The sequence below is a fragment of the Faecalibacterium butyricigenerans genome (genome assembly GCF_020687345.1).
GTDB lineage: Bacteria > Bacillota > Clostridia > Oscillospirales > Ruminococcaceae > Faecalibacterium > Faecalibacterium butyricigenerans.
In genome coordinates, this window is sequence record NZ_JAJEQL010000004.1 from 1 (window position 1) to 26,249 (window position 26,249).

The following is a 26,249-nucleotide window of genomic DNA, read 5'->3' on the forward strand; positions in this document are numbered from 1 at the left end:
CCCGCTCTGACAAATGCCAGAGCGGGCCGTCCCGTTTTGCTGTGATGATGAATAATGAAGAATAGTAGATGACTGTTTAGCAGGCGCGGCCAGCCTCAAGCATATAGCGCAGGAAGCCGGTGACATCAGCGGGGTCGCTGACGCTGATGCTGAAGCCCTTCTTGGGGGCGTCCATGGTCTGGAAGATGGCGGACGCCTCACGGTCCTTCTTGAGGTCGCAGGTGGTGCCATTGTCCAGATGGAGGATGATGCTGCCGCGGCTTGCGGCAACCTGTTTCATAAAGCGGTTTTTATCAAAATATTCGATGCGAAGCATAATAAATACCTCCGTAACTGATATGTTTTTGCGGGTCGTGGTGCAGATCGGACATCGCGGCCGCTGCATGGGGAGCGGTCACCCCGCGCGGAAAAGAACCGGCGTCAGGGGTTGTAACCGCCCGGGAACGGTGCTATACTGAGCTTATCCGTTCCGATGAAATAATACCACGAAACCGGCGGAGAAGATAGAACAAAAGCAGATTTTTTGTACAACAAAATCGGCTTTGACAAAAAAACTTCAATGTCTTGGGGAAAGGAATTGGCGAATATGGCACTAAACATCTGCCACGATGTTATTGTGGCCAGCGAGAGGGGCCGGGAGCTGGCGCAGCACGGCAGCGCCCTGTTTCCCATCGCCTGCTACGCCGAAGATCTGTCCAGCTACTCGGTGGCGTGGCACTGGCACGAGGAATTTGAATATGTGCTCTGCATGAAAGGCCCTCTCCATGTGGACGTGAACAAGACCCGTCTGACCTTGCAGACCGGGCAGGGCGTCTTTATCAACTCGGGGGCCCTCCACGCGGTGGAACAGGCATCGGAGGGCACGGCCCTGCTCCACTCGGGAGTGTTCCACCCGCGGCTCACGGGGGGCATGGATACCATCTTCTGGCAGAAGCTCATCCGCCCCATGACCCAGCCCGACGCCCCGGCCTTCTTTCTGCTGGACGAGTCGGTGCCGTGGCAGCGACAGGTGCTGGGCTGCCTGCACGACAGCTGGAAGGAAGTGTCCGACGAACCCTTCGACTACGAGAACCGGGTGCGCTATCATCTTTCGCTGGCTCTGCGGCTGCTGAGCACCCAGTGCGTGGGCGGGCGGACGAAGGTGTCCCAGCAGGAGCAGATCGCCTCTGAGCGGATGAAGCAGATGCTTCGGTTCGTGGAGGAGCACTATTCCGAGGAGCTTACCGTCCAGCTCATCGCGGACAGCGTGGCCCTCAGCGAGAGCGCCTGTCTGCGCAGCTTCCGGCAGATGCTGGGCATCACGCCCATCCAGTACGTCAAGCAGTACCGGGTGGAAAAAGCCGCCGAGCTGCTTCGCTCCACCCGGCTCAAGACCGGCGAGATCGGCGCGGAGTGCGGCTTTACAGACAGCAGTTACTTTATCAAGATATTCCGGGAGATCAAACACTGTACCCCCAAAGAATACCGCATGAAATTCTGTTGAACTGTAAATAAGGAGAATTTGTCCCATGCAGCGTACATTGACCTCAGGCCCCATCACCAGCAGCATCCTGCTCTTTGCCCTGCCTCTCATGTTCGGCAACCTGCTGCAGCAGATGTACAACATCGCCGACACATGGGTGGTGGGGCGCTTCCTCGGCGCCGACGCGCTGGCGGCGGTCGGCTCGTCCTATACCCTCATGACCTTCCTCACCTCGATTTTGCTGGGCCTGTGCATGGGCAGCGGCGCGGCCATCTCGATGCAGTATGGCGGCGGCGAATCCGAAAAAATGCGCCGGAGCGTGTTCCAGTCCTTCGTCCTCATCGCGGGGATCGCGCTGGTGCTGAACCTGCTGGTCTATCTGGGGCTGGACGGCATCCTCTGGGTGCTGCGGGTGCCCGAAGAGCTGAAGCCTCTGATGAAGGACTACCTCATCATCATCTTCCTCGGCATCACGGCCACCTTCCTCTACAACTACTTTGCAAACCTTCTCCGCGCCATCGGCAACTCGGTGGTGCCGCTGGTCTTTCTGGCCGTGTCGGCCATCCTGAACGTCTTCCTCGACCTGTTCTGCGTCATCGTCCTCGGCTGGGGCATCAAGGGGGCGGCAGGCGCGACGGTATTTTCACAGTTGGTATCGGGCGTCGGCATCGGCGTCTATACCCTGAAAAAATTCCCGGAGCTTTGCCCCCGGCGGGAGGACTGCCGCTGGGATAAGCAGAACCTTGCGGCCATCCTGAACCTTTCGGTCATGACCAGCGTCCAGCAGTCCATCATGAACTTCGGCATCCTGATGGTGCAGGGCCTCGTGAACAGCTTCGGCACGGTCATCATGGCGGCTTTCGCAGCGGCGGTGAAGATCGACTCCTTCGCCTATATGCCGGTGCAGGATTTCGGCAATGCCTTCTCCACCTATGTGGCCCAGAACTACGGTGCAGGCCAGACCGACCGCATCCGCAGGGGCATCCGCAGCGCAGGGCTGACCTCGGCGCTCTTCTGCATCTTTATCAGCGTGATGGTCTGTCTCTTTGCCGTCCCCCTCATGGGCATCTTCATCGCCCCCTCGCAGGCGGACATCATCGCCGCCGGTGTCCACTATCTGCACATCGAGGGCGCGTGCTACATCGGCATCGGCCTCCTCTTCCTGCTCTACGGCTACTACCGCGCCGTCAACCAGCCGGGAATGTCGGTGGTGCTGACCATCGCCTCTCTGGGCACCCGCGTTGCGCTGGCTTACCTGCTGTCGGCCACCCCGCTGGGCGTCACCGGCATCTGGCTCAGCGTCCCCATCGGTTGGGCGCTGGCGGATGTCATCGGCATCGGATACTATCTGGTAAAACATAGGAAGGTGACACAATGAAAATCGAACACGCTGCGTTGTATGTCAACGACCTCGAGGCAGCAAAGGACTTCTTCGTCCGCTACCTCGACGCTGTGCCGAACGAGGGCTACCACAACCCGCGGACGGACTTCCGCTCCTACTTCCTTACCTTCGGGGAGGGTGCACGCCTCGAGCTGATGAATAAGCCCGGTATGTCCGACCTGTCCAAGCCTGCCGTCCGCACCGGCTACGCACATATCGCGTTCAGCGTCGGAAGCCGAGAGAAGGTGGAGGAATTGACAGCACGCCTCAAGGCGGACGGCTACGAGGTCCTCAGCGGCCCGCGCACCACCGGCGACGGATATTATGAAAGCTGTGTCCTCGCGGTGGAAGGAAATCAGATCGAGATCACGGTATAAGAAATGCAAAGATCCCCCTGAGTGGTTACTTAGGGGGATTTTTTCTGTTTTCACCCCGATTTACGCAACTTATATAGTGTATAAGTTGCGTAAAAACCTGTGAAAGAACCGTGAAAGCTAAAACTTTTTAGATAAAACTATTGACAATCCCGGGTGGACGAGTATAATGACCTTATCGAATCGCTCAAAACATTTAACTAAACAGCCTGAGATGATTCGCCCGTATCAGACACAATATCACAACACATACAAGATAAAAGGAGAAGCTTACCATGACTTTTGAGGATATGAAGAAGATCGTTGTTGACACCCTGAACTGCGAGGAGGAGAAGGTCACGATGGAGGCCAGCCTGACCGAGGACCTCGAGGCCGACAGCCTCGACGCTGTGGAGCTGAACATGGCTCTGGAGGATGCCTTCGGCGTCTCCATCCCCGACGAGGAGCTGGCCAACATGAAGACCGTCGGCGACATCTTCAACTACCTGACCGCACACGCTGAGGCATAACGATGAACGACATCAGAGACCTGCTCCCGGGCCGGATGCGGGAGCGCACCTTCCAGCTTAAAGCCCGGCGGGACGCCGGTGTGGCGTGGCATGAGCCGCAGTTTGTGGAATGCAAGCAGTGCGGACGCCGTGCCACCCGCCAGATCTGGGCCAAGAGCCTCTTCGTCTGCCCCAACTGCGGCAATCACCAGCCCATCGGCGCGTACTACCGCCTGAGCCTCGTGCTGGACAGCGGCAGCTTCCGGGAGCTGGACGAAGAGCTTGCCCCGCAGGATGTGCTGGGCTTCCCCGGCTACACCGACAAGCTCGCCGCCCAGACCCAGAAGACAGGCCTCAGTGAGGCTGCTGTCACAGCTGTGGGCCGCATCGGCGGCGTGGCCGTGGTGGCCGCAGTGCTGGACAGCCGCTTTTTCATGGGCAGCATGAGCACGGCTGTGGGTGAGCGCGTCACCCGCGCCATCGAATATGCCGCAGCCAAAAAGCTTCCGCTGGTCATCTTCTCGGCCAGCGGCGGCGCCCGGATGCAGGAGGGCATCTTCAGCCTCATGCAGATGGCCAAGACCAGCGCCGCCATCGAGCGCTTTTCGGCCAAGGGCGGGTTGTACATCAGCGTGCTGACCCACCCCACCACCGGCGGCGTCACCGCCAGCTTCGCCAGCCTCGGTGATATCATGCTGGCCGAGCCGGGGGCACTCATCGGCTTCGCCGGTCCCCGCGTCATCGAGCAGACCATCGGCGAGCGCCTGCCCGAGGGCTTCCAGCGCAGCGAGTTCCAGATGGAACACGGCTTTGTGGACAAGGTCGTGCCCCGCAGCGAGCTTCGTGCCACCCTCATCCAGCTGCTGCAGCTCCATGCAGGCGGGAGGAAAACGGAATGATAAAAGAACTTCTGGAGCAGCTTGCTCCTTTGGACGCCCAGATCGCCGCCCTGCGGGGCGGCGCACAGGACGAGGACAGCCAGATGGCCGCCATCACGGCCCACGCCTCTGAGCTGGCCGAGCTGGCCGTGGAGGAGGATGAGATCCTCCGCTGCTGCGGCCCGCTGACCGCCGAGGACCGGGTCTTTCTGGCCCGCCATCCCGAGCGCCCCCACATCGACGAGACCATCAACGCCCTGTTCACCGACTTCTTTGAGCAGTGCGGCGACCGTCAGTGCCGGGAGGACAGGGCCATTCTGGGAGGCATCGCCCGCTTCCACGGGATGCCCGTGACCGTCATCGGCCACCGCAAAGGCTCCACGCTGGAGGAAAACATGGCCTGCAACTTCGGTATGCCGGGGCCGGAGGGCTACCGCAAGGCCCTCCGGCTCATGAAGCAGGCCGAAAAATTCGGCCGCCCCATCATCACCTTCATCGACACGCCGGGCGCATACCCCGGCAAGGAGGCGGAAGAGCGGGGACAGGGCGAGGCCATCGCCCGCAACCTCATGGAGATGAGCGGCCTGACCGTCCCGGTCATCGCCGTCGTCACGGGCGAAGGCTCCTCCGGCGGTGCACTGGCGCTGGGTGTGGCGAACCACATCCTCATGCTGGAAAATGCCGTCTACTCGGTGCTCAGCCCCGAGGGCTTCGCCAGCATCCTCTGGAAAGACGCCTCCCGCAGCGGCGAGGCCTGCGAGATCATGAAGCTGACCGCGCAGGACCTCTATAAGGACGGCATCGTGGAGGAGATCATCCCCGAGCCGGTGGGCGGCGCACAGCGCAGCCACGCGGCCCTCTTTGCCGCGCTGGACACGGCCCTGAAAGACCACCTCACCGCCCTCTGCAAGATGAGCGGCAAGGCACTGGCCGACCAGCGGTACAAAAAATTTCGTCAGATCGGAGAAGCGAAACGAGCATGAACGGTTTGCAGTTGATCGCCACAGGCGGGGCCTTGCCCGGCCGCACGGTCACAAATGAAGAGCTGAGCCGCACCGTGGACACCAGCGACGAGTGGATCACCACCCGCACCGGCATCCGCGCCCGCCACTGGTGCACAGAGGAAGAATCTGCCGCCACACTGGCCATCGCAGCGGCAAAGCAGGCGCTGGAGCGCAGCGGCCTTGGGCCGCAGGACATCGCCTGCTGTGTCTGCGCCACCCTTTCGGCCCCTGACGCGACCCCCAGCGTGGCCTGTCAGGTGCAGCGTGCCCTCGGCCTGCCGGAGGATCGCCCCGCACTGGACGTCAATGCAGCCTGCTCGGGCTTCATCTACGGCACCGCCGTGGCCCGCGGTCTGTTGGCGACGCTGGGCGGGCGGTATGCCCTCGTGGTGGGCTGTGAGGCGCTGTCCCGCCTGATGGATCAGACCGACCGCTCTACCTGCGTCCTCTTCGGCGACGGGGCGGGCGCAGCGATCTTTGAACGGTGCGACGCACCCTTTGCCATCACGCTGGGAGCACGGGGCGACGAGGCCATCCACGCAGGCGGCCCCTGCCGCACCGGCTCGGCCCCTATCAGCATGGACGGCAGGGCCGTCTTCCGCTTCGCGGTGGACGCACTGCCCCGCTGCCTGCACAAGGTGCTGGAGGAGACGCAGCTGACGCTGGACGAGGTGGACTGGGTGGTCTGTCATCAGGCCAACAGCCGCATCATCGACCACTGTGTGAAAGCGCTCCACGCCGACGCCGCAAAATTCTACAAGAACATGGATCGCCACGGCAACACCAGTGCGGCCAGTATCCCGGTGGCCCTCAACGAGATGGCCGAGGCCGGGCTGCTCAAGGCTGGACAGAAGGTGTCCTGCATCGGCTTCGGCGGCGGCCTGACATGGGGCGGGATGCTGATTACTTATAAGGGATGTATCAGATGAAACTTTTGAACGAAATTCTGGGCACGAAATACCCCATCATTCAGGGCGGCATGGCCAACATCGCCACCGGCGAGTTTGCCGCCGCCTGCTCCAACGCCGGTGCGCTGGGCCTCATCGGCGCAGGCGGCATGAACGTCGAGACCCTGCGAGAGAACATCCGCCGCTGCAAGGCGCTCACCGATAAACCGTTCGGCGTCAACATCATGCTGATGCATCCGCAGGCCGACGAGTTTGCGAAGATCGTCGTGGAGGAGGGCGTCAAGGTCGTCACCACCGGCGCAGGCAACCCCGGCAAGTACATCTCCATGTGGAAGGAAGCCGGCATCAAGGTCATCCCCGTGGTGGCAGCGGCCGTTCTGGCTAAGCACCTCGTCCCGCTGGGCGTGGATGCCGTCATCGCAGAGGGCACCGAGAGCGGCGGCCATGTGGGCGAGATGACCACCATGGCACTGGTGCCGCAGGTGGTGGACGCGGTGGATGTCCCTGTCATCGCGGCAGGCGGCATCGCCGATGGCCGTCAGCTGGCCGCAGCCTTTGCGCTGGGAGCCTGCGGCGTGCAGGTGGGCACCTGTCTGCTGGTCAGCGAGGAGTGCCCCGTCCATGAGAACTACAAGGCCGCGCTCCTGCGGGCCAAGGACAGTGACACCATCGTCACCGGCCGCATCGGCGGCACCCCCGTCCGCGTCCTGAAAAACCGGATGAGCCGCGAGTACGTCCGGCAGGAAAAGGCCGGTGCCGACAAGATGGAGCTGGAAAAATACACGCTGGGCAGCCTGCGGCGCGCCGTCTTTGAGGGCGACACCGCCACCGGCAGCCTGATGGCCGGTCAGGTGGCCGGTATGCTCCACGAGGTGCGCCCTGTGGCCGACATCCTCGACGAGCTGTGGGAGAGCGGGAGGCAGCGGATGAAATCGCTGGGCGAATTATGCTGACCCTTGCAGGAAAGCCGCTGGCTGTGCCCATCTTACAGGGCGGCATGGGCGTCGGCGTCTCCCTCGGCGGGCTGGCCGGTGCCGTCGCGGCCTGCGGCGGCATGGGCTGCATCTCCACGGCCGATGCAGGCTACCGGGAGCCGGACTTTGCCCGTGACCCCGCCGCTGCCAACCTCCGCGCCCTGAAAAAAGAGATCGAAAAAGCGAAAGAGATCGCAGGCGGCGCAGGTCTGGTGGCCATCAACGCGATGGTCGCCACCCAGAACTACGCCGACGCCGTCCGCACCGCCGTGGAGGCGGGGGTGGACGCCATCGTATCGGGTGCGGGCCTCCCGCTGGAGCTGCCCGGGCTCGTGAAACGTGCCGACGTGGCGCTGGCCCCCATCGTGTCCAGCGGCCGTGCGGCAAAGCTCATCCTCCGCCGGTGGGCCAAGGCGTTTGACCGCGCCGCCGACTTCGTGGTCATCGAGGGCTGCAAGGCAGGCGGACATCTGGGCTTTTCGGAGGAGGAGCTTCTGGCCGGGAAATGCCAGACTCTCGACGAGATCCTGCCCGAAGTCCTGGCCGAGGTAAAGCCTTTTGAGGAGCAGTTCGGCCACGCCATCCCGGTCTTTGTGGCCGGAGGCATCTACACGGGCGAGGACATTGCCCACTATGCAAAGATGGGTGCTGCGGGCGCACAGCTCGCCACCCGGTTCATCCCCACCTATGAGTGCGACGCCAGCCAGACCTACAAAGACGTCCTGCTGGCCGCAAAGCCGGAGGACGTCCGCATCATCCACAGCCCTGTGGGGATGCCGGGCCGTGCGCTGGCGACCCCGCTGGTGCAGAAGCTCGAGCAGGGACTCCGCTTCCCGCCGAAGCACTGTGCCCGCTGCCTGAAAGCCTGCGAGCCGGCCAAGGTGCCCTACTGCATCACCCACGCACTCATCGAGGCCGTGAAGGGCAACGTGGAAGAGGGACTCTTCTTCTGCGGAGCCAATGTGAGCCGTCTCGACCGGATGCGGAGCGTCCGGGAGCTGATGGAGGAACTGATGGACGATTGGAGGAAACACCAATGAAGCTTGCCATTCTGTATGCCGGCCAAGGCTCTCAGCACCCCGGCATGGGCAAAGACCTTTACGAGAGATACCCCGCGTTCCGGGAGGCGTTCGACGCCGCAGACCTCGATTTTGATCTGCGGAGCGTCTGCTTCGACGACCCGGAGGGCGTTTTGAATCTGACCCAGTACACCCAGCCCTGCATGGTGGCCTTTGCCGCCGGTGTCACGGCTGTCCTGAAGGAAAACGGTGTGAAGGCCGACGATCTGGCCGGTCTGTCGCTGGGCGAATACTCCGCGCTGGAAGCAGCCGGAGTCTTCACCGCGAAGCAGGCGGTGGAGCTGGCCGCATTCCGCGGCAGGGCCATGGCCGACGCGGCCAAGGGAATCGAGTGCGGCATGACCGCCGTGATGAACCTCGACCGCGACGCACTGGCAAAGTGCTGCGAGGAGGCCTCTGCTCTGGGCTGCGTGCAGATCTGCAATTACAACTGCCCGGGCCAGCTGGTCATCGGCGGCGAGAAGGCCGCAGTAGAAAAGGCCGCCGAGCTGGCGAAAGCCGCCGGTGCCCGCCGCTGCATCCCCCTGAAGGTCAGCGGCCCCTTCCACACCCGCCTGATGCACCCCGCAGGGGATGCGCTGGCAAAGCGCTTTGAGGCCGAGCACTTCGGCGAGATGGAAACGCCGGTCCTCTTCAACTGCCTCGGCCATGAAAAGGCCGAAAGCGACACCATCCCGGCCCTGCTGGAAAAGCAGGTGCAGAGCAGCGTCTATATGGAAGACACCCTCCGCCGTCTGGGCGAGCTGGGCGTCACCGACATCCTCGAGGTCGGCCCGGGCAAGGCCCTGAGCGGCTTCGTGAAAAAGACGCTGGGAACAGATGTCCGCTGCACTGCTGTCGAGACGGCAGAAGAACTGGAAGCCTTCCTCACCGGCTGGAAGGAGGCACAGGCATGAGCGAAGAAAAGCTGACCCGTGCCGCCGTCGTCACCGGCGGAAGCCGGGGCATCGGCCGGGCCGTCTGCCTCGCGCTGGCAAAGCAGGGCTGCAATGTGGTGGTCAACTACTGCCACGGCGAGGCCGTTGCCGCCGAGACGGCTGCCCTGTGCAAAGAGCAGGGTGTGGAGGCTGTCACCGTGCAGGCCGACGTCTCCACCGCTGAGGGCTGCAAGAAGCTGTTCGAAGAGGCAGTGAACGCCTTCGGACGGGTGGACATTCTGGTCAACAACGCGGGCATCACCCGCGACAACCTCATCCTCCGCCTTTCCGAGGAGGACTTTGACACCGTCCTGAACGCCAACCTCAAGGGTGCGTTCCTCTGCTGCAAGGAGGCTGCACGCCGGATGGTGCGCCAGCGCTATGGCCGCATCGTCAACCTGAGCAGCGTGGTGGGCCTGCGGGGCAACGCGGGCCAGACCAACTATTCCGCCAGCAAGGCGGGCCTGATCGGCCTGACCAAGAGCCTCGCCAAAGAGCTGGCCAGCCGGAATGTCACCGTCAATGCGGTGGCCCCCGGCTTCATCGCTACGGATATGACCGCCGCCCTGCCGGAGGCTGTCCGCACCGAGATGTGCAAGACCATCCCGGAGGGACACGCCGGACAGCCGGAGGACGTGGCAAACGCGGTGGCCTTCTTTGCCGCCGAACAAAGCAGCTATCTCACCGGGCAGGTGCTCTGTGTGGACGGCGGCATGGCAATGTAAAAGGAGCTTTTTCTATGGAAAAACGCAGAGTCGTCATCACCGGTCTGGGAACCGTGAACCCTCTTGGTAATAACACCGCCGACAGCTGGGCCGCCGCCCGCGCAGGCAAGTGCGGCATCGGCCCCATCACCCAGTTCGACGCCAGCGAGTTCAAGTGCAAGCTGGCGGGCGAGGTCAAGGACTTCGACCCCGAGACCGTCGTGGACAAAAAAGAGGCCCGCAAGATGGCCCGCTTCACCCTGCTGGCACTGGGCGCTGCCGCCGAGGCCATTCAGGACAGCGGCATCGACTGCGAGGTGGAGGCCGAGGACATCGGCGTCATCGTGTCCAGCGGCATCGGCGGTCTGCCCACCATTGAGGAGCAGCACGCCCGGGGCGAGGAGAAGGGGATGGAAAAGGTCAGCCCCTACTTCGTCCCCATGGCCATCGCCAACATGGCTGCGGCCCAGATCGCCATCCGCTTCGGCCTCAAGGGCATCTGCACCTGCCCGGTGACGGCCTGCGCCGGCGGCACCAACGCCGTGGGCGACGCCTTCCACCGCATCCGGGACGGCTATGAGCCGGTCATGGTCTGCGGCGGCGCAGAGAGCTGCATCAGCCCGCTGGGCATCGGCGGCTTTACCAGCATGAAGGCCCTTTCCACCTCCACCGACCCCGACGCGGCCAGCCTGCCCTTCGACGCACGGCGCGGCGGCTTCGTCATGGGCGAGGGCAGCGGTGTGCTGGTCCTCGAGGAGCTGGAGCACGCCAAGGCCCGCGGCGCACACATCTACGCTGAGGTGGTGGGCTACGGTGCCAACTGCGACGCCTACCACTTCACGGCTCCCGCACCCGGCGGCACCGGTGCCATCGGCTGCATGAAGCTGACCCTGAAGGACGGCGGCATCGCCCCCGAGCAGATCGACCACATCAACGCCCACGGCACCGGCACCCACATGAACGACAGCTGCGAGACGGCCGCTATCCATGCCGTCTTTGGCGACCACGCCAAGGACATCGCCGTGGTCAGCACCAAGAGCATGACCGGCCATCTGCTGGGCGGCGCAGGCGGCATCGAGGCCGTCTTTACCGCACTGGCTCTCCGGGATCAGTTCGCGCCGCCCACCATCCACTATGAGCAGCCCGACCCCGAGTGTGATCTGGACTATGTGCCCAACGTCGGCCGGGAGATGAAGATGGAATACGCCCTGAGCAACAGTCTGGGCTTTGGCGGGCACAACGCCTGTCTGGCCTTCAAAAAGTGGGAGGGCTGAGCGATGGCAGAACCCCGCACCGTCCGTGAAACCCCGAACTGCCTGACCAGCGAGGAGATCGCGGCCATCCTGCCCCACCGGTATCCCTTCGCCCTCGTGGACCGTATTCTGGACTACGAGCCGGGCCAGTGGGCCATCGGCCGCAAGTGCGTCTCCCGCAATGAGGAGTTCTTCTGCGGCCATTTCCCGGGCACGCCGGTCATGCCCGGCGTCCTCATCCTTGAGGCACTGGCCCAGACCGGTGCTGTCGCGGCCCTGAGCCTGCCGGAGAATCAGGGCAAGCTGGCCCTCTTCGGCGGCATCAAGAATGCCCGCTTCCGCAAGCAGGTCACTCCCGGCGATGTGCTCACCCTCCACTGTGAGCTGGTGGAGCAGCGCGGCCCGGTGGGCATCGGCAAGGCCTCAGCCTATGTGGACGGCAAGTGTGCCGCTTCGGCAGAGCTGACCTTCGTGCTGACAGAACGATAAAACAAAAACAGAGAGGATCGTCCTTCGCGGACGGTCCTCTCTGTTTTTGTTATAAAGAAGTTATACGGTCTTTTCTGCCGCCTCCACCACATGGCTCACCAGCACGGAGGTGGTCACGGTACCCACGCCGCCGGGAACGGGGGTGATGGCCTCCACCAGCGGCTCGGCTTCGCCAAAGCGGACGTCGCCGCAGAGCTTTCCTTCCTCGTTGACATGGATGCCCACGTCCACGACCACCTGCCCCTCGCGCAGATGCTCGGCACCGACAGCGCCGGCCTTACCCATGGCCACCACCACGATGTCGGCCTCACGGCAGACCTCCGGCAGATCCCGGGTGCGGGAGTTGCAGAGGGTGACGGTGGCGTTTTCCCGGTCCAGCATCATGGCGGCGGGCTTGCCCACCACAAGACTGCGGCCCACCACAACGGCCCGCCGGCCCGAGAGGGGGATGCCGTAGAACTTCAGGATCTCGAGGCAGGCCTGCGCCGTGCAGGGCGGGTAGCCGAGGGCCGTGTTGGTAAAGACACCGGCCAGCGAGCCATCGGTGATGCCGTCGATGTCCTTCTCAGGCGCGAGGGCGGCGCGGACGGTGCGGTCGTCGAACTGCCGGGGCAGGGGACGGAAGAGCAGACAGCCGTGGATGGCGGGGTCAGCGTTGATGCAGGCGATGACGCCCAGCAGCTCCTCCTGCGCCGCGTCGGCGGGCAGAAGGAACTGCTTCACCTCGACGCCCACCTTGGCGCAGCGGGCCATGACGCCCTTCTCGTAGGAGAGGTCGTCCTCCCGTGCGCCCACCCGGACGACGGCCAGTGTGGGGACGACGCCCTTTTCCCGCAGCGCGGCGCAGCGGGCGGCGTTTGCTTCGTTCATGGCGGCCACGACGGGCGCACCCTTCAAAATCACAGACATAGAGATCCCCTTTCTGGATCAGACCCGCAGGCGGCTTGCCACGGACTGGTAGACTTCATCGGCCAGCGGTACATACTCCGCCAGCATCCGGGCGGCCTTTTCGTCCAGCCCGGCGGCGTGGGGGCGGTCGGTCATGAGTTTGGTGTTGATGGCGACGTTCAGCCCGGCGGCTTGGAGAGCGGCCTTGCAGAAGAGGGCTGCACAGCCCGCGTCCGACACGGCCAGCACGCTGCCCTTTGCGGCGTAGTCGGCCGCGAGGCGGATGCCCTCACAGCAGGCGTCCATGATGTCCAGCGGCACAGCGCAGGCCCCATCCAGCGCCTCGGCCAGAACCGCGGCCTTGTGAGCCTGCTGCTCGGGCGTCTCCTTGGGCAGGCCGTAAGCTGCGGCCAGCGGGGCGAACGCCGCCGCGTCGGCCTGCACGAGGGCTTCGAGCCGACGCCGCAGGGCTTCGGCCCGGGCGTTGAGGGCCTGAATGTCCGCCTCGACGGCGGCATACTTCTTTTTGCCGGTGGTCAGACTGCCCACCATATTGCCCAGCGCCGCGCCTGCCGCCCCCACAAGGGCCGCTGCGCCGCCGCCGCCCGGGGCGGGGGCTTTGCTGGCAAGCTGGCTCAGAAATTCCTCACAGCTCAGTTGTGTCAGTTCCAAAATAAAGTCCTCCCTCTGTCACGAATCCGTCCAGCCGCTGGTCGTGGGCGTCCACGGCCGCCGCCTCCACCCGCTGGGCCTCAAAGGCGACGCCGACCTTTACAGCCCGGGTGCAGCGGGGAAGATAGCGGTCGTAGTAGCCCTTCCCCATGCCCACCCGGCGGCAGGCGGCGTCAAAAGCTGTGCAGGGCACCAGCACGAGGTCGAGCTGGTCGGGCCGCAGGAGGGCCGACCGGCGCAGGACGGGGGTGCGGATGCCGTAAGCGCCGACCTCCCAGCCGTCGGCCTCCGGCACGGCGGCGGTCAGTGAGAAACCCTCGCCACAGACGGGCCATGCCAGTATTTTGCCCTGTGCTGCGGCCTGTCCGGCCAGCGCGGAGAGGTCGGCTTCGCCCCCGAATGCGGCGTAGAGCAGGATGTTCTGCGCCGTCCGGAAGCAGTCCAGCCCCGCGATGCGGGCACAGAGCGCCGCGTTGGCCGAGGTCCGGTCTGCTTCCGACAGCGCCCGGCGGGCTGCAATGCCCGCTTTCCGCTGCGCCGCTTTTTGCTCCGCGATGGTCATGGAAAAACGCCCCTCTCTGCGCCCGGCAGACAGAACTGCACAAAAACCGGAACGGATTTTTATAGATGTATAATAAACGCTGGGCGCAGAAAAAGCAAGGCTTTGGGCCGAAGGGTGAAATATCTTCATCCGACCGAAAAGAAAGGGGCCAAAGCGTATCGGTTTGTGCGAAATGCTGTTGAAGAATTTTACGTTGTCTGGTATTATGGAGAAAAAGCTGATCTCAGCATCAGCATCAGAGAGGGGTAATGTATGATGTACAACGATATGATGGATACCATTGGCCTCGTGGACAGGGCCGACCCGGAGCTGGCTGCGGCCATGAACCGTGAGCTGACCCGCCAGCGGGAGAACATTGAGTTGATCGCCAGTGAGAACATCGTCTCGCCCGCCGTCATGGCCGCGATGGGCAGCATCCTCACCAACAAGTACGCCGAGGGCCTGCCCGGCAAGCGCTACTACGGCGGCTGCGCCTACGTGGATGAGGTGGAGAACATCGCCATCCAGCGCGCCTGCAAGCTGTTCGGCGCAAAGTACGCCAACGTCCAGCCCCACTCCGGCGCACAGGCCAATCTGGCCGTCTACTTTGCCCTGCTGGACCTCGGCGATACCGTCATGGGCATGGACCTGTCGCAGGGCGGTCATCTGACCCACGGCTCGCCGGTGAATATGTCCGGCAAGAACTACCACTTCGTCTCCTACGGCGTCGGTGAGGATGGCCGCATCGACTACGCCGAGCTGGAAAAGCAGGTCCGGAAGGTGCGCCCGAAGATGGTCGTGGCGGGCGCTTCGGCCTACCCCCGCGCCATCGACTTCGAGAAGCTGGCGGAGATCGCCCACGGCTATGGCGCTTATCTGATGGTGGACATGGCCCACATCGCGGGCCTCGTGGCCGGCGGGATGCACCAAAGCCCCGTGCCCTATGCCGATGTCGTGACCACCACCACCCACAAGACCCTGCGCGGACCCCGCGGCGGCCTCATCCTGACCAACAATGCCGTGCTGGCCAAGCGCATCAACTCCGCCGTCTTCCCCGGCACGCAGGGCGGCCCGCTGGAGCACGTCATCGCGGCTAAGGCCGTCTGCTTTGGTGAGGCCCTCAAGCCGGAATTCAAGGACTACGCCCGCAGGATCGTCGAGAACGCACAGGCCATGGCCGCGCAGCTGCAGGCCCGGGGCGTCAAGCTGGTGTCCGGCGGCACGGACAACCACCTGATGCTGGTGGACCTGCGGGAGGAGGAGTGCACCGGCAAGGAGCTGGAAGCCCGCCTCGACAGCGTCCACATCACCGCCAACAAGAACACGGTCCCCGGCGAGACCCGCAGCCCCTTCGTGACCTCCGGCGTCCGTCTGGGCACTCCGGCCGTCACCACCCGGGGCATGGGCGAGGCCGAGATGAAGGTCATCGCGGACTGCATCGCCGACTGCATCTGGCACTACGACGAGAAGAAAGACGACATCTCCGCCCGCGTGCTGGCCCTGACCAAGGCGTTCCCCCTGTACGAATAAGAAAAGCCTCTCCCTTTGGGAGAGGTGGCATTGCGAAGCAATGACGGAGAGGGTAAGCCCGTCCTCCGAGAGCAACTGCACAGCGATAATATCGGCTTTTGTCAGAGCTGATGTTATCGCTGTGCTTTTGTTTTTTTGGCAGCGTCCTTGCCCTCTCAGTCACCTTCGGTGACATTGCCCGGGTTGCGGCTCCCAGCGTCTGCTACGCTGTCGCTTGCATCCTGCTGGCCGCTGCCCCAACAGCTCCTCCCTGTTTCCGCCGCTGGCGGCGGTCGTCGCTGTTGCTCCCAAGGGGAGAGCCTCTGGCGAAGCGGGCAAATTTTTCTGCAATTTTGTGAAACCTGCATAGCGGATACAGGGGCAATTTGGGAATATCATGAAAATCAAGAATAATATTGACAAAATCACAGGGGGGGGGGTATAATGCTTTCATAGGCTGATGGTCGGAAACGGACGGTCGGCCCCTAAAATTCATTTTATCATCATGTGGGAGGAAACAACATGAAAATGGCAAAGAAATTTCTGGCCGTCGTCCTCGCTGGCGTTCTGGCCCTGTCTGTCCTGACGGGCTGCGGCAACGCTGCAAGCACCAAGACCATTGCAGATGCAATGAGCGATATGGGTAAGGCAGAAGAAGTTGAGTTTAAGGCAGATTCTAAATTAAACGAGAAGGCAAAGGCTATCGCGAATAAGTGGGTCGAGCTGGAAAACACGGAGTTTGATACAGAAGATGAATATGTGAAAGCAATGAAGAAGAGTTTCATGGACATCATGGGTGAAACTTATAACGATAAGTATGTTTTCGTTGCAGTTACGGAGACGAAGGGCTATAATGTTACGGCTCAGGCCTACAATCTGCTCCAGACTATGGATAATGTCAATGATGCGGTCGATAAGAAAGAGCCTGCTGATGTTTACTATGTTGGCACGGCTACCATTACGGTGAAGGGTGAAGGCTATCGCCTTGCCGTCATCACTGCGGATGCTGAAGATATCAAAAAAGTATGATTGATACTGAGAAGAAATGACTTTTCTCATCTGTCATAACAACAAATAATAAAACAGCGAGGCCCGGAGCGTTTCCACTCCGGGCCTCGTTTGTTTTTATCGCAAGTCAAGAAATTCGTGCAACATTCAAACAGCATATTTGCGATATGCAATTCAACGCTGTTGCTGTTGCATTAAAAAGTTGAATTGCTATAAAATCAATAGTGCAGGTCGTCGGCAGTCAGTGCCTCAAGCACGGGCAGCATGGCGGCGGCCTCTGCCTTTGCGGCGGGCAGGTCCATGTCGCGGTAGTTGCCGCACTCCACCTCGCTTGCGCCGGGCACATCGCCCTCGAAAGCGGCCATGAAGCGGAAGGACTCCACCGTCAGGGCCAGAGCCTCCGCGGGGGAAAGCCCCCGGGTCAGCAGGTAGAAGCCGGTGCGGCAGCCCATGGGGCCGACGTAGACGACGCCGTCCTTGTACTGGCTGTTGCGGGCGTAGGTGGCGAAAAGGTGCTCCAGTGTGTGGGCGGCACCGGTGGAGAGATAGTCGCCGTGGTTCGGTTTCTTCATCCGGATGTCCCACGTCAGCACGTCGCCGTCCTGACGGCTCAGGTACATACCCCGGCCGAGCTTGGTGTGGTCTACGCAGAAGCTTGCGATGCGTTCCATGCTGCGCCTCCTAAAAATCAGGCCTGCAGGCGCTGGACGCTGCCGTGTGCGCAGTCCACAGCGACCATCAGGCCGTCGCGGATGTGGGCGGTAGCGCCGACGGCACCCACGATGGTGGGCTTGAGCAGGGCCTTGCCTGCGATGGCGGCGTGGCTGTTCAGGCCGGCTTCCTCGACCACCAGAGCGGCGGCGTCGCGGACGTAGCTCAACATCTCGTTGGAGGTGGAGGGCACCACCAGCACCATGCCGGGCTTGAACTTTGCGCGGATCTCCTCGAGGGTGTGGCAGACACAGGCCTTGCCGGTGGCGTTGGCCAGAGCAGCGCCATCGGGGCCGATGCCGACGCCGGTGGACAGGCAGTTGCCGATCATGTGGATCTTGATCATGTTGGTGGTGCCGGAGACGCCCACGGGGACGCCTGCGGTCACGACAGCCAGCTCGCCGTCGTGGAGGTAGCCGTTCTCCTTGGCCAGAGCGGTGGACTTCTCGATCAGCTCATCGGTGCTGGTGGCGAGGTCCATCATGAGCGGGGTGATGCCCCAGGAGATGGAGAGCTGGCGCTGCACCTGCTCGTCCATGACGCAGGCGATGATGGGCTGTGCGGGGCGGTACTTGCTCAGCAGGCGGGCGGTGTTGCCGGACTCGGACACGGTGACGATGGCAGAGGCGTTGACATCCTTTGCGGTCAGACAGGCGGCGTGTGCGGTGGCGTCGCTGACGCTGATCTGGCCGGCGGCGTCGGTCAGGCGGTTGTCGCGGTAGTGCACCTCGTTCTCGGTGCGCTCGGCGATGGCGGACATGGTCTTCAGGGCCTCAACAGGGTATGCGCCCGCAGCGGTCTCGCCGGAGAGCATGATGGCAGAGGTGCCGTCGTAGATGGCGTTGGCCACGTCGGAGATCTCGGCGCGGGTGGGGCGGGGGTTGACCATCATGCTGTCCAGCATCTGGGTGGCGGTGACGATGGGTTTGCCGAAGGAGAAGGAGCGGTCGATGACGCTCTTCTGGATGCCGGGCAGCTCGGTGAAGTCGATCTCGACGCCGAGGTCGCCGCGGGCGACCATGACGGCGTCGGCAGCGGCGAGGATGCTGTCGATGTTGTTGACGCCCTCGCGGTTCTCGATCTTGGCAATGATGCGGATGTGGGAGTCATACTCGTTCAGCAGGTTGCGGATGTCGTAGACGTCCTGTGCGGTGCGGACGAAGGAAGCGGCGATGAAATCGAAGCCCTGCTGGACGCCGAAGATGATGTCATCGCGGTCGCGCTGGCTCAGGTAGGGCATGGACAGGTGGACGCCGGGGACGTTGACGCCCTTCTTGGTCTTGATCTTGCCGCTGTTCAGCACCTCGCAGACGATGTCGGTGTCGGAGACGCTCTTGATGGCCAGTTTGATGAGGCCGTCATCCAGCATGATGGTGCCGCCCTCGTGGACGTCCTGCGGCAGGTCCTTATAGGTGATGGAGCAGATCTCCTTGGTGCCCTCCACCTCGCGGGTGGTCAGGGTGAAGGTCTGGCCGGCTTCCAGCATCTCGACGCCGTTCTTGAACTCCTTCAGACGGATCTCGGGGCCTTTGGTGTCCAGCAGAGCGGCCACGGGCTTGCCCAGCTCGGTGCGGATGGCCTTCAGCATATCCAGACGGCCCTTGTGCTCCTCGTAGGAGCCGTGGGAGAAGTTGAAGCGGGCCACGTTCATGCCGTTGGCGACCAGCTCGCGCAGCACGCCATCCTTATCGGTGGACGGGCCAAGAGTGCAGATGATCTTCGTTTTTCTCATAATATACCTCCAACAATATCTTCTTATCCTCTATGACGAGCCGCAGGAGCCGGACAAGGCCCCTCGGCTTCTGGCCGGACATCGGCCCGGTCAGGTAGTATTTCAAACCTTACCAATCTATATTATAACCGCTTGTGTACAAGAGAGCAAGAAAAAATTCGGCAAAGAAAACCTTAAATTTTCGTGACAGATGCCGGGGCGATATTGCGAAAAACAGCCCCATCGCCTATAATAAGGATAAGGAAAAGTCTCACTTCTGCCCTTTTCCGGGCAGAAGCGGGCGCGAAACTATAGAAACGGAGTGAAAGCGTAAATGGAAAAGCGCGTTTTTCTGATCGTTCTGGACAGCTTCGGCATCGGTGCAGAGCCGGACGCCGCCGCCTTTGGCGATGAGGGCACCAACACCCTCGGCGCCATCGCCAAGCACCCCAACTTCAACTGCCCCAATCTGAAAAAGCTCGGTCTGTTCAACATCGACGGCGTGACCGCCGGTGAAAAGGACGCCGCCCCCACCGGCTCCTTCGCCCGCCTGCAGGAGCAGAGCATGGGCAAGGATACCACCATCGGCCACTGGGAAATTGCGGGCGTCGTCAGCCCGAAACCCCTGCCCACCTTCCCGGACGGCTTCCCCGACAGCCTCATCCACGAGTTTGAGGAAAAGACCGGCCATAAGGTGCTCTGCAACAAGCCCTACTCCGGCACACAGGTGCTGAAGGACTACGGCGAGCAGGCCATGAGAGAGGATGCCCTCATCGTCTACACCAGCGCCGACAGCGTGTTCCAAGTTGCCGCAAACGAAGAGCTTGTGCCGGTGCATGAGCTGTACCGCTATTGCGAAATTGCCCGCGAGATGCTGAAGGGCGAGTACGGCGTGGGCCGCGTCATCGCACGCCCCTTCCTCGGCCATACTGCCGATACCTTCTACCGCACCACCAACCGCCACGACCTGAGCCTCAAGCCGCCTCGCAAGACCATGCTGGACCTGCTGAAGGACGCGGGCAGGGACGTCATCGCTGTTGGTAAGATTTTTGATATTTTTGACGGCGAGGGCGTGACGGAGAAGATCAAGACCACCGGCAACACTAACGGCATCGCCTTCACCAAGGCATTGCAGACCCGCGACTTCGAGGGTCTGGCCTTCGTGAACCTCGTCGATTTCGACATGCTCTACGGCCACCGCCGCGATGTGGCAGGCTACGCTGCTGCTGCCACCGAATTCGACAAGTTCCTTGCCGACTTCATCCCCGGGATGCGGGAGGGCGACATCCTGATGGTCACGGCCGACCACGGCTGCGACCCCTCCTACACCAAGACCACTGACCACACCCGCGAGTATGTGCCTTACCTCATCTGCGGCAAGGGCATCAAGCCGGGCGTTGACCTCGGCACCAAGCTCTGCTTCGGCACCATCGCACAGACCATCTGCGACTATCTGGGCGTGGATGCCTCCACGCTGGATGGCAAGAGCGTGCTGGGCGACATTCTGGCTTAAATCTGAATAAAAATGGCCCGCTGCGATGCAGCGGGCCATTTTTATTCTTTTGCTCATGCGGCGGGGGTCGAAGCGCTGGAGGAGTCGCCGCCCGTGCCGGAGCCGAAGAGGGCGTCCAGCACGGTGGAAGCGGCCTGATGCAGGGACGAAGCTGCCTGCTCGACCTGCTCCTGTGTCGGCATACTGAAGGACGGCGACTCGGTGGAGTCTGCCGGGACCTCTTCGCTGCCCTCTGCGGGGACTTCGGTAGAAGCGTTTGGCTCGCCGGAGGTGCTGCCCTCGGCGGGCTGGCCGTCAGCGGCCTCGCTCTCCGCGGGGACGTCGCTCGGGGCAGGCTCTTCCACGATCACGCTGTCGGGAGACTCCTCCGGGACGGACGCAGCGGCGTTGGGATCGGCCGTGGGGGTGTAGACCTCGGTCTTTTCGGGGGTCTGGCTGGTGCTGGTGAGCTTGTCTTCGCCGCCCAGCACCGCAGCGATGAGGGCTTTGGCCTCATTGACCGAGTTCTCATCCGGCTTCATGACGTAGAGGCTCTGGCCCTTGGCGGAGTAGCACTTGGAGCTTTTTGCGCCCGAGCCGGTGACGGTGTAGCTCTGGATGTCCCAGCTGGCGAGGTCGCCCAGCTGCATCCGCACCAGCGCGGAGATCTGCTCCTGCGAGAAGCTGGTTACGAAGCAGTCGGCAGCGGCGTCCATCAGCTTGGAGAAGCTCATCAGCAGGGTGGGGGACTTGAGTTTGTTGGCCATTGCGTCGATGACCTTCATCTGGTTGATGCCGCGCTGGATGTCGCCGGTCTTGAAGGCGTGGCGCTCCCGGGCGAAAGCCAGAGCAGACTTGCCATCCAGATGGTTCCAGCCCTCGGCGAAGGTGGTGGGGTCATAGTAGCCGGGGCTGCCGACGGAGGTGAAGGCCTGATCGGAGTAGACGTCTACGCCGCCGATGGCGTCGATGATGCTGATAAAGCCCGCAAAGTTGATGCGGATGTAGTGGTCCACGTCCACACCGTAGAGGTTGCCCAGCGTCGCCATGCTGGTCTCGACGCCGTAGAGTCCGGCGTGGGTCAGCTTGTCCTTGCTTTCCGTGCCCGCGAGGTCAACGTAGTAGTCGCGGGGGGTGTTGATGAGGGCGGCCTGCTTGGTGACGGGGTTGACGACCGCGAGGATGTTCACGTCGCTGCGGGCATTTTCGGTCAGTTCACCGCGGTTGTCTACGCCGCTGAGGTAGACCACGAAAGGCTCTTTGGTGATCTTGTTGGCCTCTGCGCCGGTGAGCAGGCCGGAGGTGACATTGTTCAGGGTCGTGAGGCCCTGCTGTGCCCAGACGCAGCCCACAGCCAGCGCGGCGCAGAGCATGACGGACAGCACCCGTGCTACGACCGCACCGGTGCGGGAGGCAAGGCACTTGCGCACCAGCAGCCAGAGCAGCACCAGCAGCGCCGTGATGATGACGAGATAGAGCACCGGCAGCATCTGGGTGCGCCAGAGCTGCACCAGCGCGGCAAGGCTCAGGACGGCCTGCAATCCCAGCAAGACCATTCCTCCTTTCGGGAGCTTATCGGCAGAAGGAGCGGCCTCACTGGGGTGCAGCGGCTTCCACTGTTTATGGGGCGGGACGGGAGACTTCGGCGGTTCAGGCGGAAGCCCGGCCTCCGGCTGCGGCGCAGATGCGGGCCGGGAGGGCCGGGGCGGCTCCGGGGAGAAGAAGTCGGCGCTGTCCACCTCGACCTCGTCCGGCTCGCTGCGCTTGATGCCCCGATGGATATGCCGGGGGCCTTCGTCGTTGTTCTGGGGATGGGTATGCTCGTTTTCGTCAAACATAGGCGTTCACTCCTTTGGATGCGTATGCCATCAGGTGGTGGGGAGGATGGTCAGCACCGCCCGCGCGGGCAGACAGGTGGCCGTCTGGTCTTCTTCGCTCAGCCAGCCGAAGGACTCGCAGACATGGTCCGGGCAGGGCGAGTCCACAAAGCGGGCTGCGCCGTTCTGAATGCGGATATGGACGGTGAGATAGCCGGTGTCCACATCATAGTCGGCGTCCGTTTCGAGGGGAAAGATCAGCTTGGTGTTGGCGTCGCCATAGATCAGCTCGGCACAGAGGGGGGCACCGGTCTGGCCGGCCCTGCGCACCAGCAGCAGCGCGGCGGCGGCCGCCAGAATGACGGCGGCAAAGACCAGATTTAGCAGCAGTTTTTTGTGTCGTTTCATAGAAGATCATCCTTTGAGGGGGATCTGCTCCAGCTCGGCCAGCCAGAGGGCGGCGGCGGCGTCGCTGGGCATCCGCCAATCGCCGCGGGGCGAGAGGGTGACGCTGCCCACCTTGGGGCCGTCGGGCAGGCAGCTGCGCTTGAACTGCTGGGCAAAGAACCGCCAGTAGAAGTTGCGCAGCCAACGGTAGAGCACCTCGTCCGGGTACTCGGCCCGGCCTGCGAAGGCCGCCTTGGCCAGCCGGAAGATCTTCGCCGGGCTGAAGCCGAAGCGGAGGACGTAGTAGAGATAGAAGTCGTGCAGCTCGTAGGGGCCGACGAGGTCTTCCGTCTTCTGGGCGATCTCGCCGTCCTTGGCGGGCAGAAGCTCGGGGGAGACGGGGGTGTCGAGGATGTCCAGCAGCACCCGGCGCAGCTCGGCGGAGGCGGCGATGTCGGCCTCGTACCGGACGAGGTGGCGCACCAGCGTCTTGGGAACACCGGCGTTGACGCCATACATGCTCATGTGGTCGCCGTTGTAGGTGGCCCAGCCCAGCGCCAGCTCGGAGAGGTCGCCAGTGCCGACGACGAGGCCTCCGGTGCGGTTGGCCGTGTCCATCAGCTCGAGGGTGCGCACGCGGGCCTGTCCGTTCTCGAAGGTGACGTCCAGCACCTGCTCGTCCTGCCCGATGTCCTTGAAGTGGCTGTGGACGGTGTTGGCGATGTCGATCTCGGTAAAGCTGACGGCCAGCTCGTCGCACAAGATTTCCGCATTGCTGCGGGTGCGGCGGGTGGTGCCGAAGCAGGGCATGGTGACAGCCAGCACGTCGCTGGTGGGACGGCCCAGCTGCTTCATGGCGCGGACGGCTACCAGCAGCGCAAGGCAGCTGTCCAGACCGCCTGAGATGCCGATGACGGCTGTTTTGGCGTGGGCGTGCTCAAGACGCTTGGCGAGGCCGTCGGCCTGCATCTTCAGAATCAGCTCGCAGCGCTCGGCCCGGCGGCGCTCGTCGTGGGGGACGAAGGGGGTGGGGTCTACCCAGCGGGAGAGGGGCGTTTCGGTGAGGGTGAGGTCAAAATCGACGGTCAGATAGCCCTCGGCGCTGGGTTCGAAGCTGGTGTTGCGCGCCCGCTCCGACTCCATCCGCTGGCAGTCCAGCTCGGTCTCGGCCCAGCCGCCCTCAAACGGCGAAGTCTCGGCAAGGAGCGTGCCATTTTCGGCGATGAGGTCGTGGCCGGCAAAGACCATGTCCTGCGTGCTCTCGCCGTGGCCCGCCGAGGCGTACAGGTAGCCGCAGAGGAGACGGGCGGACTGGTTCGACACCAGCGTCCGGCGGTACTCGGCCTTGCCGACGGTCTCGTCGCTGGCCGACAGGTTGGCGATGACCGTAGCACCGGCCAGCGCATGGAAGGTGGAGGGAGGCAGAGCGCTCCAGAGGTCTTCGCAGATCTCCACACCCAGCACGAAGCTGGGCATCTGGCGACAGCGGAAGAGCAGCGAGGTGCCGAAGGGAACCTCCTGCCCGCAGACTGTCACGGTCTCCACCTCGGTGCTGCCCGGGGTGAACTGGCGCTTTTCGTAGAACTCACCGTAGTTGGGGAGGTAGGTCTTGGGCACGAGGCCCAGAAGACGCCCGCCGCAGAGGACGGCGGCGCAGTTGTACAGCTTGCCCCGCACCAGCAGCGGCAGGCCCACGAGGGCCACGACGTCCAGCTCCCGGCTGGCGTCCAGCAGGGTCTGCAAGCCATCCAGTGCGCCCTGCTGCAACGTGCGCTGTAAGAACAGGTCGCCGCAGGTGTAGCCGGTGAGGCAGAATTCGGGAAAAACTGCCAGCCTGACGCCCCGGGCGGCGGCATCCTTCAGCTGGGATAAGATCTGGGAAGTGTTATAAGCGCAGTCGGCCACCCGCAGAGAGGGCGAGAGGGCAGCTGCTTTCAAAAAACCATCATTCATCGGAGGATTTCACATCCTGTCTGTTTCATTGTGCCCCGGCAGAGCGATGCTCGGCGGGGTTTTGCTCAGTATACCACAAAACGGCTCAAACGAAAAGTGACAGTATGGGAAAAGAAAGAAAAAAACGCCGCCTGCACACCGCAGACAGCGCGTTCAAAGCTCAAAAGATGGAAAACGAGATAGACCGTAAGCCGGGTTCTGTATTAAACGACGATCTGTCTAGACCTGCCATTGCTGACAGGTTCGTGCCGCCTTCGGGACACGCGAGCAGCGCTGTACGTCCCATATAGGCGTTGCTTCCGGTAGGGTTTACAAAGCCGCATAGTCACCCATGCGCTGGTGAGCTCTTACCTCGCCCTTTCATCCTTACCGCATTGCTGCGGCGGTTTCCTTTCTGTTGCACTTTCCCTGAGGTCACCCTCGGCTGCCGTTAGCAGTTACCGTGCTCTGTGAGGCCCGGACTTTCCTCAGAGCGGTCAAAGCCGCCCCGCCGCCGTATGTTCCACTCGTTTTCCGCTCCCAATCATACCATAAAAAAACAAGATTTGCAAGAGAAAGAGAATTTTGATATACTTATCCTATATATTGCCCGCGCTGGAGGTGGGAAGATGAAGCTCTATTTCAAGGTCCCGCCCGAGGCGGATGGGGCGCTGCTGCGCAGCTTTCTGCGCCGGTGCAGTGTCTCTGCCGACCTTTCCCGGGCCGTGAAGTTCCGGGGCAGCGGCTTTTTTGCCGACGGCGTGCCCATTCTGGCCAACCGCCGGGTCGAGGCCGGGCAGGTCGTCTCCTTCGAGCTGCCGCCGGAGGGGGAGGGCGTCGCGCCGCAGAGCGGCATCCCGGTGAACGTCGTCTATGAGGACGCCTTTGCCCTCGTGCTGGAAAAACCGCCCCGCCTCGCCGTACATCCCACCCTGAACTACCCGCTGGGCACGCTGGCGAACGGCTATGCGGCATGGGCGGCTCAGCGGGGGAACAGCCCAGTCTTCCGCCCGGTGAACCGGATCGACAAGGATACCAGCGGCCTCGTGCTGGCGGCGCAGAACGGCTACGCCGCCCCGCTGCTGGCCGGACGGGTGGAAAAGCTCTACTACGCCGTCGTGGAGGGGGAGCTTCCCCTCGGCCCGGGTGTCATCGACGCGCCCATCGGGCGGCAGGGCGGGAGCATCATCGGTCGCTGCGTCACGCCCGACGGCAAGCCCAGCCGGACGGAGTACACCATTTTAAAGGCAGAAAACGGCCTCAGCCTCGCGGCCTGCGTGCCGGTGACGGGCCGCACCCATCAGATCCGGGTGCATTTTGCTTCCATCGGCCACCCGCTGGCCGGGGATGACCTCTACGGCGGGAGCAGGGCACGCATCGGACGGCAGGCCCTCCACTGCGCCCGCCAGACGTTCCGAGTGCCGCGCTGTGAGACGCTGGAGGACGGCATCTGCATCGAAGCGCCGGTGGACGAGACGACCCTGCGCACGGTGACGGTGGAAAGCCCGCTGCCTGCCGATATGGCGCAATTCTTTCGCTGAATTTGTGAATTTCGTGAAAAGTAGGTGAAAGCTTGGCCCAAATTTTGTGTCAATGCTTGTTTCGGCGCGGGCAGGGTGTATAATAAATAGAGCATTCTTGTAAAAAAAGCTGCACTTATGCGGCAGCAT

Annotated in this window: 27 protein-coding genes and 1 other RNA gene; 18 read left to right on the plus strand and 10 right to left on the minus strand. The window is 62.9% G+C overall.

Annotated elements, in window-relative coordinates:
- Positions 1-76 precede the first annotated feature (76 nt).
- Positions 77-316, minus strand: coding sequence for a hypothetical protein (locus LKD23_RS02445; RefSeq protein ID WP_227620193.1), 240 nt, complete (start codon positions 314-316; stop codon positions 77-79).
- A gap of 270 nt (positions 317-586) precedes the next feature.
- Between LKD23_RS02445 and LKD23_RS02450 the strand changes: the two genes are divergently transcribed.
- The 13 genes from LKD23_RS02450 to fabZ all read left to right on the plus strand — a co-directional run bounded on the left by LKD23_RS02450 (position 587) and on the right by fabZ (position 11,911).
- Positions 587-1,483, plus strand: coding sequence for a helix-turn-helix domain-containing protein (locus tag LKD23_RS02450; RefSeq protein ID WP_227620194.1), 897 nt, complete (start codon positions 587-589; stop codon positions 1,481-1,483).
- Between the two features lie 25 nt (positions 1,484-1,508).
- A complete protein-coding gene (locus tag LKD23_RS02455) occupies positions 1,509-2,840 on the plus strand; it encodes an MATE family efflux transporter (RefSeq protein ID WP_227620195.1) in 1,332 nt (443 codons plus the stop codon).
- Complete coding sequence (locus LKD23_RS02460; protein ID WP_227620196.1) at positions 2,837-3,220, plus strand: VOC family protein; 384 nt, start codon at positions 2,837-2,839, stop codon at positions 3,218-3,220. The genes LKD23_RS02455 and LKD23_RS02460 overlap by 4 nt, the downstream gene beginning before the upstream one ends.
- A gap of 272 nt (positions 3,221-3,492) precedes the next feature.
- On the plus strand, positions 3,493-3,726 hold the full coding sequence (acpP, locus tag LKD23_RS02465) for an acyl carrier protein (protein WP_149794608.1): 234 nt from the start codon (positions 3,493-3,495) through the stop codon (positions 3,724-3,726).
- 2 nt (positions 3,727-3,728) lie between these two features.
- The gene (gene accD / locus LKD23_RS02470) at positions 3,729-4,604 is read left to right on the plus strand and encodes an acetyl-CoA carboxylase, carboxyltransferase subunit beta (RefSeq protein ID WP_227620197.1); all 876 of its coding nucleotides are present in this window, start codon (positions 3,729-3,731) and stop codon (positions 4,602-4,604) included.
- Positions 4,601-5,566 (plus strand): acetyl-CoA carboxylase carboxyltransferase subunit alpha, encoded by a 966-nt coding sequence (locus LKD23_RS02475; RefSeq protein WP_227620198.1) that lies wholly within the window; start codon positions 4,601-4,603, stop codon positions 5,564-5,566. The genes accD and LKD23_RS02475 overlap by 4 nt, the downstream gene beginning before the upstream one ends.
- Complete coding sequence (locus LKD23_RS02480; protein WP_227620199.1) at positions 5,563-6,516, plus strand: beta-ketoacyl-ACP synthase 3; 954 nt, start codon at positions 5,563-5,565, stop codon at positions 6,514-6,516. The genes LKD23_RS02475 and LKD23_RS02480 overlap by 4 nt, the downstream gene beginning before the upstream one ends.
- Positions 6,513-7,448, plus strand: coding sequence for a nitronate monooxygenase (locus LKD23_RS02485; RefSeq protein WP_227620200.1), 936 nt, complete (start codon positions 6,513-6,515; stop codon positions 7,446-7,448). Before LKD23_RS02480 ends, LKD23_RS02485 begins: the two co-directional genes overlap by 4 nt.
- Positions 7,442-8,509: an NAD(P)H-dependent flavin oxidoreductase gene (locus LKD23_RS02490; protein ID WP_227620201.1), complete on the plus strand. Its 1,068-nt coding sequence runs from the start codon at positions 7,442-7,444 to the stop codon at positions 8,507-8,509. Before LKD23_RS02485 ends, LKD23_RS02490 begins: the two co-directional genes overlap by 7 nt.
- Positions 8,506-9,444 carry an ACP S-malonyltransferase gene (gene fabD, locus LKD23_RS02495; RefSeq protein ID WP_227620202.1) on the plus strand — a complete coding sequence of 313 codons (939 nt, stop codon included), beginning with the start codon at positions 8,506-8,508 and terminating at the stop codon, positions 9,442-9,444. Before LKD23_RS02490 ends, fabD begins: the two co-directional genes overlap by 4 nt.
- Positions 9,441-10,190: a 3-oxoacyl-[acyl-carrier-protein] reductase gene (gene fabG / locus LKD23_RS02500; RefSeq protein WP_227620203.1), complete on the plus strand. Its 750-nt coding sequence runs from the start codon at positions 9,441-9,443 to the stop codon at positions 10,188-10,190. Before fabD ends, fabG begins: the two co-directional genes overlap by 4 nt.
- Positions 10,191-10,204: 14 nt before the next feature.
- Positions 10,205-11,443 carry a beta-ketoacyl-ACP synthase II gene (fabF, locus tag LKD23_RS02505; protein ID WP_227620204.1) on the plus strand — a complete coding sequence of 413 codons (1,239 nt, stop codon included), beginning with the start codon at positions 10,205-10,207 and terminating at the stop codon, positions 11,441-11,443.
- A 3-nt stretch (positions 11,444-11,446) separates the two neighbouring features.
- On the plus strand, positions 11,447-11,911 hold the full coding sequence (fabZ, locus tag LKD23_RS02510; protein WP_227620205.1) for a 3-hydroxyacyl-ACP dehydratase FabZ: 465 nt from the start codon (positions 11,447-11,449) through the stop codon (positions 11,909-11,911).
- Between the two features lie 60 nt (positions 11,912-11,971).
- Here the strand turns inward: fabZ and LKD23_RS02515 are convergent, their stop codons facing one another.
- From LKD23_RS02515 to LKD23_RS02525, 3 genes are read right to left on the minus strand one after another with little or no spacing between them, the layout of a single operon-like run.
- Entirely contained in the window at positions 11,972-12,820 is an 849-nt protein-coding gene (locus LKD23_RS02515) for a bifunctional 5,10-methylenetetrahydrofolate dehydrogenase/5,10-methenyltetrahydrofolate cyclohydrolase (RefSeq protein ID WP_227620206.1), read from the minus strand.
- 18 nt (positions 12,821-12,838) lie between these two features.
- Positions 12,839-13,471, minus strand: a complete 633-nt coding sequence (locus tag LKD23_RS02520; RefSeq protein WP_227620207.1) for a cyclodeaminase/cyclohydrolase family protein — start codon at positions 13,469-13,471, stop codon at positions 12,839-12,841.
- Positions 13,446-14,033, minus strand: coding sequence for a 5-formyltetrahydrofolate cyclo-ligase (locus tag LKD23_RS02525; RefSeq protein WP_227620208.1), 588 nt, complete (start codon positions 14,031-14,033; stop codon positions 13,446-13,448). The genes LKD23_RS02520 and LKD23_RS02525 overlap by 26 nt, the downstream gene beginning before the upstream one ends.
- A gap of 114 nt (positions 14,034-14,147) precedes the next feature.
- Here LKD23_RS02525 and LKD23_RS12850 point away from each other — a divergent pair, with 114 nt between their 5' ends.
- From LKD23_RS12850 to LKD23_RS02535, 3 genes are all read left to right on the plus strand, one after another.
- The gene (locus LKD23_RS12850) at positions 14,148-14,282 is read left to right on the plus strand and encodes a hypothetical protein (RefSeq protein ID WP_255668048.1); all 135 of its coding nucleotides are present in this window, start codon (positions 14,148-14,150) and stop codon (positions 14,280-14,282) included.
- A 6-nt stretch (positions 14,283-14,288) separates the two neighbouring features.
- A complete protein-coding gene (glyA, locus tag LKD23_RS02530) occupies positions 14,289-15,542 on the plus strand; it encodes a serine hydroxymethyltransferase (protein ID WP_227620297.1) in 1,254 nt (417 codons plus the stop codon).
- A 501-nt stretch (positions 15,543-16,043) separates the two neighbouring features.
- Entirely contained in the window at positions 16,044-16,550 is a 507-nt protein-coding gene (locus LKD23_RS02535; RefSeq protein WP_227620209.1) for a hypothetical protein, read from the plus strand.
- Positions 16,551-16,747: 197 nt separating this feature from the next.
- On the opposite strand, the gene LKD23_RS02540 is transcribed toward LKD23_RS02535, so the two are convergent.
- Both LKD23_RS02540 and pyk read right to left on the minus strand, forming a co-directional pair.
- Complete coding sequence (locus tag LKD23_RS02540; RefSeq protein WP_227620210.1) at positions 16,748-17,200, minus strand: S-ribosylhomocysteine lyase; 453 nt, start codon at positions 17,198-17,200, stop codon at positions 16,748-16,750.
- Between the two features lie 17 nt (positions 17,201-17,217).
- Positions 17,218-18,972: a pyruvate kinase gene (gene pyk / locus LKD23_RS02545; protein ID WP_227620211.1), complete on the minus strand. Its 1,755-nt coding sequence runs from the start codon at positions 18,970-18,972 to the stop codon at positions 17,218-17,220.
- Positions 18,973-19,285: 313 nt separating this feature from the next.
- Between pyk and LKD23_RS02550 the strand changes: the two genes are divergently transcribed.
- Positions 19,286-20,464, plus strand: coding sequence for a phosphopentomutase (locus LKD23_RS02550; protein WP_227620212.1), 1,179 nt, complete (start codon positions 19,286-19,288; stop codon positions 20,462-20,464).
- A 53-nt stretch (positions 20,465-20,517) separates the two neighbouring features.
- Here the strand turns inward: LKD23_RS02550 and LKD23_RS02555 are convergent, their stop codons facing one another.
- The 4 genes from LKD23_RS02555 to rnpB all read right to left on the minus strand — a co-directional run bounded on the left by LKD23_RS02555 (position 20,518) and on the right by rnpB (position 25,109).
- On the minus strand, positions 20,518-22,281 hold the full coding sequence (locus LKD23_RS02555) for an LCP family protein (protein ID WP_227620213.1): 1,764 nt from the start codon (positions 22,279-22,281) through the stop codon (positions 20,518-20,520).
- Between the two features lie 30 nt (positions 22,282-22,311).
- Positions 22,312-22,668 carry a NusG domain II-containing protein gene (locus LKD23_RS02560; RefSeq protein ID WP_227620214.1) on the minus strand — a complete coding sequence of 119 codons (357 nt, stop codon included), beginning with the start codon at positions 22,666-22,668 and terminating at the stop codon, positions 22,312-22,314.
- 6 nt (positions 22,669-22,674) lie between these two features.
- Positions 22,675-24,600, minus strand: coding sequence for an NAD(+) synthase (locus LKD23_RS02565; RefSeq protein ID WP_227620215.1), 1,926 nt, complete (start codon positions 24,598-24,600; stop codon positions 22,675-22,677).
- A gap of 171 nt (positions 24,601-24,771) precedes the next feature.
- Positions 24,772-25,109, minus strand: an RNA gene (rnpB, locus tag LKD23_RS02570) — RNase P RNA component class A.
- 99 nt (positions 25,110-25,208) lie between these two features.
- Here rnpB and LKD23_RS02575 point away from each other — a divergent pair.
- The gene (locus tag LKD23_RS02575; protein ID WP_227620216.1) at positions 25,209-26,120 is read left to right on the plus strand and encodes an RluA family pseudouridine synthase; all 912 of its coding nucleotides are present in this window, start codon (positions 25,209-25,211) and stop codon (positions 26,118-26,120) included.
- Positions 26,121-26,249: the final 129 nt, after the last annotated feature.